Source organism: Nocardia sp. NPDC003999 (assembly GCF_053604885.1).
Genome location: NZ_JBSGIB010000041.1, coordinates 1 through 12,225 on the forward strand (window position 1 = coordinate 1; position 12,225 = coordinate 12,225).

Sequence of the window (12,225 nt, forward strand, 5' to 3'; positions counted from 1 at the left end):
CTCGATCACCAGCAGCAGACCGCCCGGCCGCAGCACCCGGATCATCTCCGCGAGACCCTTGCGCTGATTCGGCCAGTGCTTGATCGAGCCGGAGCGCAAACGCGAGCCATAAGGGGCCGCGAACACCCAGCGCCGCAGGCGCTGGAAAAACAAACACAGCCGCGACGAAGTCGCGGTTAAATACACTGCCAGCATGCGTCGCTATGTGGCCGCCATCGACCAGGGCACGACCTCGAGTCGGTGCATCGTCTTCGACCGGCAGGGGCGCGTCGTCGGCGTCGCCCAGCGGGAGCACGAGCAGATCTTCCCGCAGCCGGGTTGGGTCGAGCATGATCCCGAAACCATCTGGCGCAATACCGAATTCGTCCTCGGTGACGTTCTGGAGCGCAACGGCCTCGGCGCGGACGACATCGCTGCGGTCGGCGTCACCAATCAGCGTGAGACGACCGTGGTGTGGGACCGCGAGACCGGTCGTCCGGTGTACAACGCGATCGTCTGGCAGGACACCCGTACCGACCGGCTGTGCGCCGAATTGGGCGGCGACGCGGGACCGGGCCGCTACCAGGATCGCACCGGCCTGCCGCTGTCCACCTATTTCGCCGGGCCGAAGCTGCGCTGGATCCTGGACAACGTGCCTGGCGTGCGGGAGCGCGCCGAGGCGGGCGAGCTGTGCTTCGGCACCGTCGACAGCTGGGTGTTGTGGAAGCTCACCGGCGAGCACATCACCGACGTGACCAATGCCTCCCGCACCATGCTGCTGGATCTGCGCTCGTTGCAATGGGATTCGGCGATCTGCCGGGAGTTCGGCGTACCGGAGTCGATGCTGCCGCAGGTGCGCAGTTCCTCGGAGGTCTACGCGCCGATCGATTCCGGGCCACTGGCCGGGGTGCCGGTGGCGGGCATCCTCGGCGACCAGCAGGCCGCCACCTTCGGCCAGGCGTGCCTGTCACCCGGCGAGGCCAAGAACACGTACGGCACCGGCAATTTCATGTTGCTGAACACCGGAACCACGCCGGTGTTCAGCAAACACGGCCTGCTCACCACGGTGTGTTATCGCCTGGGTGCCGCGGACGCGGTGTACGCCCTGGAGGGCTCCATCGCGGTCACCGGTTCGCTGGTGCAGTGGTTCCGCGACAATCTCGGCATCATCTCCTCCGCCGACGAGATCGAGCCGCTGGCCCGTAGCGTCGACGACAACGGCGGCGCCTACATCGTGCCCGCCTTTTCCGGGCTGTTCGCCCCCCGCTGGCGTCCGGACGCGCGCGGCGTGATCGCCGGGCTCACGCGTTTCGTCACCAAAGCGCACCTGGCGCGGGCGGTGCTGGAATCCACCGCGTTCCAGACCCGCGAGGTGGTCGACGCGATGCGCGCGGACGCCGAGTCCCAGCGGCTCGGCCTGGAGCTGACCACGCTGAAGGTGGACGGCGGCATGGTCGCCAACGACCTGCTCATGCAGTTCCAGTCCGACGTCCTCGACGTGCCCGTGGTGCGCCCGGTGGTCAACGAGACCACCGCGCTGGGTGCGGCGTACGCGGCCGGGCTCGCCGTCGGCTACTGGTCGGGCACCGACGACATCCGCGACAACTGGACCGCCGACAAAACTTGGCACCCGACCATGCCGGAGGCGGAACGGGACGAGCGCTTCGCCGCGTGGAACAAGGCGGTCGAGCGCACGTACGGCTGGGTGGGCTGACGGGCGGACCGGGCACGCTCCTCGACCTCGCGACGCGTCGCGGCACGGGTCGTCACAGTAGACCTGCCACCGACGAACACCTACCCCGGCAGGGGCAAGGCAAGCGACGCCCCGCGCGAGCGAGACGACGACTACGCTCGCACGTCCGCGACATAATCGCGCGAACCATCCGGCGGCAATCGAAAGTGGTTGTCCCTGGATCTATTCACCTATCGCGCGCGCCAACCGCTCGATCGCCTCACGCAGCGTCGCCGCGTCGGAGGTGGTGAAGCACAGGCGCATCGAATTCCGGTGGCCGCCGGACACCGCGAATGCCTCGCCGGGGACGTAGGCGACGCCGAGATCGATGGCGCGGGGCAACAAGTCCACGGCGTCGGTCCCATCGGTGAAGTCGACCCACACGAACATGCCGCCCGCCGCATCGGTGCTCACCAGACGGTCACCGAAGCGGGTGCGCAGCTCGTCGACCAGGACACGCGCCCGCGCACCGTAGACCCGCCGGATCTCCTCGACCTGCCCGGTCAGCCAGTCCGCATCGGCGAGCAGATCGGCGGCGATCTGTTGGGTCAGGGCCGACCCGCACAGGTCCGCGCCCTGCTTCAGCAGTTCCACACCCCTGCACACCGCGTTCGGCGCGGTCATCCAGCCCACCCGCAAGGTCGGCGCCAGAATCTTCGACACGCTCGACAGCCGGATCACGTTGGGTGAATACGTCGCGATCGGTTCCGGCGACGGCCGGTCGAACCACAGTTCGCCGTAGGGATCGTCCTCGATCACCCAGAATCCGAACCGGTCGGCGAGCTCGGCGAGTTCCTGCCGACGTCGCGGGCTCATGGTGACACCGCGCGGATTGTGGAAATTGCTCACCGTGTGCACCACCGCGGGCCGCTCGCCACGGCCGAGCAGTTCGGCCAACGCGTCGACCCGCATCCCTTCGGCGTCGAGCGGGACCGTCACGATGCGCGATCCGGCGGCCCGGAACACCTGCAACGCGCCGACGTATGCCGGATCCTCGACCACGACGAGCGCGCCCGGATCCAGCAAAACCTCGGCGAGCAGCGACAACGCCTGCTGCGAACCGTGCGTGACGAACACCTCCTCGAGCGGCACCGGCCGCCCCAGCCGCCGCGTCTCACGTGCGGCGAGCACGTCACGCAGCGGCCCCCACCCGGCCGATTCGGTGTACTGCAGTCGCGCGCGGTCCGCCAGCGCCGACTCCGCCGCCTGCGCGATCCGGTCTCGCGGCATCAATTGCTCGTCGGGCAGGCCACCGGCCAGGCTGATGACGTCGTCGCGCGCGGCTACCTTCAGCAGATCACGAATCGCCGAACTCGTCAGGCCCTCGAGACGCCGGGCCAGGGGTGGAGTGATCGCCGTCATGAAACCTCCAGAAAAGGACGCCACGGTACGCGTTGTCCTCACTGTTTCACATCGACTACCAGGATATGAAATTCTATTCTCATTATGTGAGATAACTCCGAGGCGTGGAACGGGCCGTCGGACGCAACAAGACTGGACCGACCGACTCACTGCCCGACATGCACCCGCCGCAGCGTCCCGACGCAACGACCCCCGGGGTGATCCGCATCACTCGATGGAACGGTATTCGTGCCGCCGCCGTCCAGATCCACGTAAGGATCATCTGACCGAAGGAACGAAAAGCCATGAAACACATCGCATCCGCGCTTGCTATCGGCGCGTTGACCACCGGCGTACTGGCCTTTGCGGCGCCGTCGGCGAACGCCGCTCAGCCTGGTCAGAAGTGCACGGTTCCAGGAGCCACGGCGCAGGACTATGTGGACGTGGGCAACGGAGTCCAGCGCAAAGCGGTTCTCGGCTGCGTGCGCTCCGGCGGTGGGTACGTGTGGCAGGTCACGAACTACCTGCAGCCGGGCGTCAACGACGGCTGATCCGTCGTCCGCGGCCGCGGCGTGCGCGGTTTGCGCACACCGGCGGTCGCGGCGCACCCGTTCCACCACGCACCGCGTTCATCGCTGGAGCGAACCCCGGTAGCCCGACCTACCGCGAGGCAGACTCAATCGATCAGATAGATGAGGGTCCGCCCGTCCAGGGTCACCGTCGTGATCACCGGGAAGTACTGTGCCTCGGTGCCATCGGGATGGCGCTCGGTGATCTCGACGTTGAAGCGATCGGGAGTGATCTCCGCGATCCGCAGGCAATAGGCCGTGCCATGCGGAATGTGCTGGTCGATGGTTTTCTGCAGGTCCGCGGGTGGCTCGACGTTCGCGCCCGGCGCCACGAACGTGTGCGCGCGGGCAGCGCTGCGCTCGGAATAGTAGGCATGCTCGAAGCCGAGAATCGCCCGGATCCCGCTGCTCGTGTCACCCGAACCATTGCCGAAGGTGACCTTGCCCTCGGTGCGGGTCGGGCAGTCCACCGCCGCGGTGCTCGGGCCGCTCGAAGCCGCCGTGCCGTCCTGGTCCTCATCGCTGCCGCTGGTCACCACGATGGTCACGGTCAGCGCGATCAGCGCCACGACCGCCGCGACCGCACCGAGCACGATCCACCGCGTGGAGGAGCCCTTGCGCCGGGCGGGCGCCGGTGTCGTGGGGACGCGCAGCGCCAGCCGCATGGCGATCGGGTCCTCGGCCCAGGACAGACCCGATTCGGACGGCGCGGGAGGTTTCGGCACGCCCCCCTCGGCGGTCGGCTGGTTCCACCAGGATTCCCGCGGCTCGCCGTCCTCGGGCTGCGAGCGCTCGACGCCGGAAGAAGGCTGCTCGGGCGTGGCGGAGGCAGGTCCGGCGTAAACCGTGGAATCCGGCGCGCGGAACTGCGACGGCAGTGCGGGTGTCGTTTCCGGCTCGCCCGCGGGCCGCCAAGTCAGTTCCGGGTGATCGGTCGGCTGCTGCGGCACCTGCCAGCGCGGGCCGGTGTCGGCCCCCATCGGCGGACCGAATTCCGAAACAGGCGGACCGAATTCCGAGACGGGCGGTCCGAATTCGGACACCGGCGGCCCGAATTCCCCCAACGGCGGACCGAACTCCGAACCGGACTGGTCGGATTCGTTCTCCCTCGCGTCACCCTCGGAGGTCACACCCAATCCTTTCCCGGACACACAAGCGGGGCGGCCGCGAACGACCGCCCCACCCGTCGAAACAGCACGTGTCAGTACTGGAGTGAACCACCCCACTGGGTGGTGACACCACCCACGTCGGCGGTCTGCGGAGCGAAATCGCCCGGCTGAAGCGGAAGCTTAACCTGTGCGGCGGCATCCAGGGCGGCCGATCCGCCCGGCTGCTCCCGGATCCAGTCCTCCACCGCGGCCTTGGCCTGGTTCAGCTGGGTGGTGTCGAACACCGTGGTGGTGTTGTTCGCGGCCAGGCCCTCGCCACCGGTGTAGGTGGTCAGCTTGACCGTGTTCTTGTCGACGAACTCCACCGAGACGCCCGCTTCACCCGAGCCGGTCGGCGTGCGGTAGCCGATGGTGCCGACGTAACCGGCCTCGTTGCTGAAGTGGTGGGTGTTGGCCACGTGACCCGGCAGGACGGTGCCGCCGTCGATGTTGGCGCCGATCTCCGCGTGCGGGCCGGTCATCTCCACGACCGGAGCCGCCGGGGCCGCCTCCATACGCGGGGCCTGCCAGCGCGGCTGCGCCTGCGGCTGCACCAGCGTGGAACTCTCCGGCTGCCGCGCCTGGGCGTTGTCGTTGTCGCTCTGCGTACCCAGCTGCGGAGTGGCCTGCTGACCGGGCTGCGGCGCGGCCTGCTGCTGGCCCGGCTGCGGCGCGGCCTGATCCGGCACGACCGCGGGCAGCGGCTCGCTCGGCTTCTGCTGACCGGGAACCGGCAGCGGCGCGACGCGCGGCGGGGTCACGCCCGGCTGGGTCGGCTTGGCCAGCTTCGGGTCTTTCTGGTCCGGCGCGGCATGATCCGACTCCGGGGTGGTGACGCCTGGCTGGCTCGGCGTGGGCTTGCTCTCCGGCTTCTGCGGATCCTGCTTGGATTCCGGCTTGCCCGGCTCCGGCGCAGTGGTTTCCGGGGTGCTCGGCGACTCGTTCACGCCCGGCTGCGTCGGAGCAGGCGTCGGCGGAGTGGTCGGATCGTTGGGAGCCGCCCCCGCCGGCGCAGCGAAGAGAGTGGCCACGGCAGCCGCTGTGGCCAGTGGCAACGAGGTGCTCGCCATCGCTCGCTGCGCCCGACTCGGCTTACGATGTTTCACTTTTCGCAATTCCCTTCCCGGGTGCGGCCCGGCAGGCCGCATTCAGTTGTCCCTGGGTGAGACGCCTGACCGTCGAACGACCCGGGCCGTTCGGTCGTGCCGATTTGGAAAGGACCCATCCCCCCACACCGAACTCCGCGACCGTCCTTCGATCGCATCTCTGCCGAGAGTGAACCACATGTGCGCATATTGGGCAACGCAGCGAATAGCCAAGGGTGGCAAGAGCGCCCGCGTCCCGCGCCCGCACCGAGTTAACCGGGCCAGATGTCCGGGATCGGACACGGCACCGGATGCGCCGAACCGAGCTCAGTCCAGGTCGTCGTGTCGCATCAGCAAACGCGCCGCCTCGGTCACCGAACCGGTGAGCGACGGGTACACCGAGAAGGTCTGGGCCAGGTCGTTGACCGTCAGGTTGTTCTGCACCGCAAGGGCGATCGGCAGGATCAGTTCCGAGGCGATCGGCGCGACGACGACACCGCCGATCACCACGCCGGTCGCGGGGCGGCAGAAGATCTTGACGAAACCGCGGCGCAGCCCGGACATCTTGGCGCGCGGATTCGTGTTCAGCGGCAGCATCACCGTGCGCGCGGGCACCTCACCGTTGTCGATCGCGGTCTGGCTGACGCCGACGGTCGCGATCTCCGGCCGGGTGAACACCGCGGAGGCAACGGTCTTCAGACGGACCGGGCTGACGCCTTCCCCGAGCGCGTGGTACATCGCGATGCGTCCCTGCATCGCGGCAACCGAGGCCAGCGGCAGCAGGCCGGTGCAGTCCCCCGCGGCGTAGACGCCCGGCACCGACGTGCGCGACACGCGGTCCACCCGCAGATAGCCGCCGCGGTCGAGTTCGATGCCGACTTTCTCCAGCCCGAGGCCCGTGGTGTTCGGTGTCGAGCCGACGGTCATCAGCGCGTGCGAGCCGGACACGGTGCGCCCGTCGGAAAGCTTGACCACGATGCCGTCGGCGGTGCGCTCGACGGCGTCGGCGCGCGCGTGCTTGACCAGTTCGACGCCGCGCTCGGCGAGCGCGTCCTCCAGCACGAGCGCCGCGTCGGCGTCCTCGCCGGGCAGCACGCGGTCGCGGCTGGAGACCAGCTTCACCCGCACGCCCATCTCGGTGTAGGCGGAGACGAACTCCGCACCCGTCACGCCGGAACCGACGACCACCAGGGTCTCCGGCAGCTCTTCGAGGTCGTAGAGCTGCCGCCAGTTGAGGATCCGCTCGCCGTCCGGTTCCGCGCCCGGCAGCACCCGCGGGCTCGCGCCGGTCGCGATCAGCACGACCTCGGCCTCGATGATCTGCTGCGCGCCGTCGGCCAGCTTGGCCAGCACGCGGTGCGCGGCCACGCCGCTGCCCGGATCGATCAGCTCGCCGTATCCGGCCAGCACGGTCACCCCGACGGTCTGCAGTTTCGAGCGGATGTCGGAGGACTGCGCCAGCGCCAGCGCCTTGACGCGCGCGTTCACCTCGGACAGCTGCACGTGCGCCTGGGCCGGGTCGAGGGTGATGCCCAGATCGCGAGCACGGCGCAGGTCGGTGCGCACGCCGGTCGAGGCGATGAAAGTCTTGGAGGGAACGCAGTCCCACAGCACGCACGCTCCGCCGATGCCGTCGGAATCGACCAGCGTCACCGACGCTCCGTGCTGGGCGGCTACCAGGGCCGCCTCATAGCCGGCCGGTCCGCCACCGATGATCGCGATGCGGGTCATTGATACCTCCGCTCGTGCTTCGCGCCGGGATCTCCGGCACGGGGTAAACGTTATCCGGCAACCACCTCGCACGATCGACCGCGTTACCGGTGCGCAACAGTTCCCCGCCGGGCGGCGCGCCGCAGGTGCGGCAATCGAACGCGGTCTGCGAAGGTTATTGGCTACCCTTTGCTGGTGCCGATCTATGCCGCCTATGGGTCCAACATGGACTCGACGCAGATGCTCGAGCGCTGTCCGCACTCCCCCATGTCCGGGACGGGCTGGTTGGAGGGCTGGCGGCTCACCTTCGCCGGTGACGATATCGGCTGGGAAGGGCCTCTCGCGACGGTCGTCGAGGATCCCGGTTCCCGGGTGTTCGTCGTGCTCTACGACGTGTCCCCGGAGGACGAGCAGCGGCTGGACCGCTGGGAGGGCTCGGACTTCGGCATCCACAAGAAGATCCGCCTTCGCGTGACTCGCAACGGCGACGGTGGCGACCCCACGCTGGCCTGGCTATACGTGCTGGATGCCTACGAGGGCGGCCTGCCGTCCGCCCGCTACCTGGGCGTGATCGCCGATGCCGCCGAAAAGGCCGGTGCGCCAGAGGATTACGTGCACGCTCTACGCACCCGCAACAGCCGCAACGTCGGCCCGGGCAACTTCGGCTGACCGCGCGTCACGCCGCAACGCCTGCGGTGTGGCCGTACCCTCTCGGTCGGGCCGGACCACTGTCACGCTCACGGCCTCGTCGAGTGCGAGGCCATCGAGCACCGTTCGCGGCCCGGCTCGCGTCCGAGGGGGCGAAGCGCATGCGCCGCACGCGCGAGTCTCGCCCGCTCGAACGCGAGCCATAAGGGGCCGCGAACACCCAGCGCCGAAGGCGCTGGAGGTCAGACAGAGCTCGCGCCGAGCGCGAGGTTGCTCAGCACCCGGACGCCGACCGCGAGCGCCCGCTCGTCGATGTCGAAGGTCGGCTGGTGCAGATCCAGCTGCTCCCCCTCGCCGGACCAGACGCCCAGGCGCGCCATCGCGCCCGGCACCTCCTCCAGATACCAGGAGAAGTCCTCGCCGCCGCCGGACTGCGGAGTGTCGGCCAGCGCGTCGGGGCCGAGTGCGCGAATGGCGTCCTCGAAGATGCGGGTGGAGTGCTCGTCGTTGACCACGGGCGGCACGCCGCGCCGGTAGTTCAGCTGGTAGCGCACGCCGGTCGGGGCGAGCAGGCCGTCGACGATCTCCCGCACCATCGGCTCCAGCAACGACCAGGTCGCGTGGTCTCCGGTGCGGATGGTGCCGGTGAGCATGCCGGTCTGCGGAATGGCGTTCGGCGCCTTCCCCGCGCTCACCGCGCCCCACACCATCACGGTGCTGGTGCGCGGGTCGATACGGCGGCTGAGCAGGCCGGGCAGGCCCGTGATGACCGAGCCGATGGCGTAGACCAGGTCGCTGGTCAGGTGCGGACGCGAGGTATGGCCGCCCGGCGAGTCGAGCACCAGCTCGATGGTGTCGGCGGCGGAGGTGATCGCGCCGACGCGGATGCCGATCCGGCCGACCTCCAGGCGCGGATCGCAGTGCAACGCGAAGATTCGCTCCACCCCGGCCATCGCGCCGGCGGCGACCACGTCGATCGCGCCTCCCGGCATGACCTCCTCGGCGGGCTGAAAGACCAGCCGCACGCCGACCGGCAGCTCCGGCACCTCGGCCAGCGCCAGCGCCGTGCCGAGCAGGATGGTGGTGTGCGCGTCGTGGCCGCACGCGTGCGACACGCCGGGGACCGTCGACGCGAAGGGCAGTCCGGTGAACTCCTGCAGCGGCAGCGCGTCCATGTCGGCGCGCAGGCCGACCCGCGGTCCGTCCGGTCCGAGGTCACAGATCAGGCCGGTGCCGCCGGGCAGCACCTGCGGCGTCAATCCCGCCTTGGTCAGCCACGCCGAGACGAACTCGGTGGTGCCGAACTCGGTACGGGACAGTTCCGGGTTGGCGTGGATGTGCCTGCGCCACTGGACGAGGTCGACCGTGTGATCGGCCAGCCACGACTCCACCGCTTCCCGCCCTGATCCCCCGGTTTCCGACACTGCGGAGCTGCCGGGGCCCTCCGTGGCCACACGGATGCCCGCTGCCGGGCCCGTCGCCGGCGCCGCAGAACGGCCGGTTGTGCTCACCGAATGTCCTCCTGTCGTTGAACTAGCCGTTGCAACAACCTGTCTCTATGGATGTCATCGCGGGCGACGGTGATTGCGGTACGCGTGAGCGCGAGCGCACCGTCGAGGACCGCACGATCCGCCGAGGCGTTGACGCTGGCCGCGGCGAAGCCTGGCTGATGTGTCACCGCACCACCGGCGTCAATGCCGATGACCGGGTGAATGCCCGGAATGACATTGGTGACGTTTCCCATATCGGTGCTGCCCAGCGGCCGCTGCGCCTCGAACTCCGGAGCGAGCGGCACGCGTCCCAATCCGGTGAGCTGCTCGCGATAGACGAGCAACAAGTCCGGATCCGGGGTCAGCTCGGTATACGTCGGCGCGAGCGTCCGGATTTCGTGGGTGCAGCCGGTCGCGAGGGCGCCCGCCTCGAAGCAAGCCGACGCTCGTCGCATCAGATCGTCGAGGGATGCGGAGTCGACTGCGCGTAGGTAATACAGCAGTTCCGCACGTCCGGGCACGATGTTGGGAGCTACGCCACCGTCGCCGACTATACCGTGCAGTTGCTGGCCGGGCAGGAGATGTTGCCGCAGCAACCCAAGGGCCACCTGCGCGACGGTGACCGCGTCGCCCGCGTTGCGGCCCTGCTCCGGCGCCGCGCTTGCGTGCGCCTCGCGCCCGTGGAAAACCACCGACACGTCGGCCAGAGCCAGCGAGCGGGCGCCGACGATGTCGAGCGGACCCGGATGCACCATCATCGCCATCGCGACGTCGTCGAACACGCCGCGTTCCAGCATGAGCACTTTGCCGCCGCCGCTCTCCTCGGCCGGTGTGCCGAATACCAGCACGGTGAGATCCAGTTCGTCCGCGACCTCGGCGAGACCGAGCGCCGCGCCCACCGCGGAGGCGGCGATGACGTTGTGCCCGCAGGCGTGGCCGATCTCGGGCAGCGCGTCGTATTCGGCGCAGATGCCGACGGTCAGCGCGCCGCTGCCGTAGCGCGCGCGGAAGGCCGTGGGCAGCTCGGCCACGCCCAGCTCGATCTCGAAACCGCGCTCGGCCAGCGGCGCGATCGTCTTGGCGACGCTGCGGGTCTCCTCGAACGCCAGCTCCGGTTCGTCGTGAATCGCGTGCGAGAGCGCGATCAGCTCGGCGGACGCGGCGCGGATCGCGGCGTCACCGCGAGCGGTGGCGTCGACCTCGCAGACTGCGTTGCCGTCGTGCTGCGCTTCCTGGCGCCCGCTGCGCGATGGTGGCATGCAACACAGTCTCGCACTGTGTTCGATTTGCCGCGCTTTCGCGCGGCGTGTTCGCGGCCCCCTTGTGGCTCGCGTGCGCGGACCTGGGCTGTCCGTGAAGGCGGGTCAGTTCGTGGCGAAGGCCAGGTTTTCCGGAGTGGTCGGTACCGCGAGGCCGGCCAGTGCTTTTGCGTGTAGGGCGCGCTTGATCACCGGCAGGTTGGGCCTGCGGTTGCCGGCCAGCGACGCCGCCCGCTGGACGGCGGTCGCGAGCAGCTCGTCGGCTTCGGCCTTGCCGTCCACGATGCCCGCTGCGATCGCCTCGTCGGCCGGGTAGCGGTGGCCGGTGGTCATCGCCTGCACGCAGACCTGGTTGCTCAGCCGCTCGGTGAGCAGGGCGTTCATCCCGATGGTGAACGGCATGCCCAGGTGCACCTCGGGCAGGCAGTAGAAGCCGCGATCGGCGCGCATCACCCGGAAATCGTGTGAGGTGGCCAGCATGGCGCCCGCGCCGAAGGCATGGCCGTTGATCGCGGCGACGGTCGGCAGCGGGAATGCGAGCAGGCGGGTGTAGAGCGAGTGCACGCGGTCGAGGTAGCCGTGCATCTTGTCCAGGTTGCCGAACAGCCAATCGGTGTCCAGACCGTTGCTGAAGAACTTCCCGGTCGCCGTCGTCACCAGCGCGGCGGGCCCCACGGAACTCTCGACCTCGTCCAGCAGCCCGTGGAACGCGTCGATCCAATCCGGGTGGAAACGGTTCTCGTTGTCCGTCTCGCCCTCGGACCCGAGGTAGACGACGAACACTTCCCCTTGGCGTTCCAGATACGGCATGCGGTGCAGCGTAACGGGCCCCGCCCGATCCCCTACTCACGGGTAGCAGTCGACCGCCGACCGCGACGATCGACCCCTCGCAGGTATCCACCCGACCGACCTTCGGGCAAGCGAGCAGTCCGTCGGACAACCGTCCCACCCCACCGCGCGGCCTCCACTCGCGCCGACCGAGGCAACCCCGAGCAGGCGCTCTTCGCGGCCCGGCTCGCGGAAATCAAGCGCCGCAGTCATTGGAACAACCCAGCCCCGCTCACGTTTGCGGTAAGCGGGCCGAGCCGACCGCCGGCCAGCCCACTGCAGAACGCATGCGGGGTAGCGAGCTTTGCAACCGACGCGCCCAGCACACCACAACCACGTCTTTCGAGCGAAGCGAGACCGAGCCTGTTCCGTTCGCGGCCCGGCTCGCGTTTGCGCGGCCGCCGCGTACGCGACGAAGGAGCAAGCGGCGGTCGCG

Annotated in this window: 10 protein-coding genes and 1 pseudogene; 3 read left to right on the plus strand and 8 right to left on the minus strand. The window is 69.2% G+C overall.

The window, feature by feature from the left end; translation table 11 throughout:
- Window positions 1-195, minus strand: a pseudogene (locus tag ACWESM_RS36250) (hypothetical protein); the annotation flags it as partial.
- On the opposite strand from ACWESM_RS36250, the gene glpK reads away from it, so the two are divergent.
- Window positions 194-1,693, plus strand: a complete 1,500-nt coding sequence (gene glpK, locus ACWESM_RS36255) for a glycerol kinase GlpK (protein ID WP_452495686.1) — start codon at window positions 194-196, stop codon at window positions 1,691-1,693. The pseudogene ACWESM_RS36250 and the gene glpK overlap by 2 nt on opposite strands.
- Before the next feature lie 201 nt (window positions 1,694-1,894).
- Here glpK and ACWESM_RS36260 read toward each other — a convergent pair whose 3' ends face one another.
- The gene (locus ACWESM_RS36260; RefSeq protein WP_364437721.1) at window positions 1,895-3,073 is read right to left on the minus strand and encodes an aminotransferase-like domain-containing protein; all 1,179 of its coding nucleotides are present in this window, start codon (window positions 3,071-3,073) and stop codon (window positions 1,895-1,897) included.
- 284 nt (window positions 3,074-3,357) lie between these two features.
- Between ACWESM_RS36260 and ACWESM_RS36265 the strand changes: the two genes are divergently transcribed.
- A complete protein-coding gene (locus tag ACWESM_RS36265) occupies window positions 3,358-3,603 on the plus strand; it encodes a hypothetical protein (protein ID WP_397073677.1) in 246 nt (81 codons plus the stop codon).
- A 125-nt stretch (window positions 3,604-3,728) separates the two neighbouring features.
- Here the strand turns inward: ACWESM_RS36265 and ACWESM_RS36270 are convergent, their stop codons facing one another.
- The 3 genes from ACWESM_RS36270 to ACWESM_RS36280 all read right to left on the minus strand — a co-directional run bounded on the left by ACWESM_RS36270 (window position 3,729) and on the right by ACWESM_RS36280 (window position 7,585).
- Complete coding sequence (locus ACWESM_RS36270; protein ID WP_364437727.1) at window positions 3,729-4,751, minus strand: hypothetical protein; 1,023 nt, start codon at window positions 4,749-4,751, stop codon at window positions 3,729-3,731.
- 71 nt (window positions 4,752-4,822) lie between these two features.
- Window positions 4,823-5,716 carry a hypothetical protein gene (locus tag ACWESM_RS36275; protein ID WP_355081360.1) on the minus strand — a complete coding sequence of 298 codons (894 nt, stop codon included), beginning with the start codon at window positions 5,714-5,716 and terminating at the stop codon, window positions 4,823-4,825.
- Window positions 5,717-6,181: 465 nt separating this feature from the next.
- Window positions 6,182-7,585: an NAD(P)H-quinone dehydrogenase gene (locus tag ACWESM_RS36280; protein ID WP_355081358.1), complete on the minus strand. Its 1,404-nt coding sequence runs from the start codon at window positions 7,583-7,585 to the stop codon at window positions 6,182-6,184.
- Window positions 7,586-7,759: 174 nt separating this feature from the next.
- On the opposite strand from ACWESM_RS36280, the gene ACWESM_RS36285 reads away from it, so the two are divergent.
- Entirely contained in the window at window positions 7,760-8,233 is a 474-nt protein-coding gene (locus ACWESM_RS36285) for a gamma-glutamylcyclotransferase (RefSeq protein ID WP_195088143.1), read from the plus strand.
- Window positions 8,234-8,454: 221 nt separating this feature from the next.
- Here ACWESM_RS36285 and ACWESM_RS36290 read toward each other — a convergent pair whose 3' ends face one another.
- The 3 genes from ACWESM_RS36290 to ACWESM_RS36300 all read right to left on the minus strand — a co-directional run bounded on the left by ACWESM_RS36290 (window position 8,455) and on the right by ACWESM_RS36300 (window position 11,771).
- Window positions 8,455-9,603: a M20 family metallopeptidase gene (locus ACWESM_RS36290; protein ID WP_397280207.1), complete on the minus strand. Its 1,149-nt coding sequence runs from the start codon at window positions 9,601-9,603 to the stop codon at window positions 8,455-8,457.
- A 116-nt stretch (window positions 9,604-9,719) separates the two neighbouring features.
- Window positions 9,720-10,961, minus strand: coding sequence for a M20 family metallopeptidase (locus ACWESM_RS36295; RefSeq protein ID WP_356964648.1), 1,242 nt, complete (start codon window positions 10,959-10,961; stop codon window positions 9,720-9,722).
- Between the two features lie 105 nt (window positions 10,962-11,066).
- A complete protein-coding gene (locus tag ACWESM_RS36300; protein WP_355081354.1) occupies window positions 11,067-11,771 on the minus strand; it encodes an enoyl-CoA hydratase-related protein in 705 nt (234 codons plus the stop codon).
- Between the last annotated feature and the right edge of the window lie 454 nt (window positions 11,772-12,225).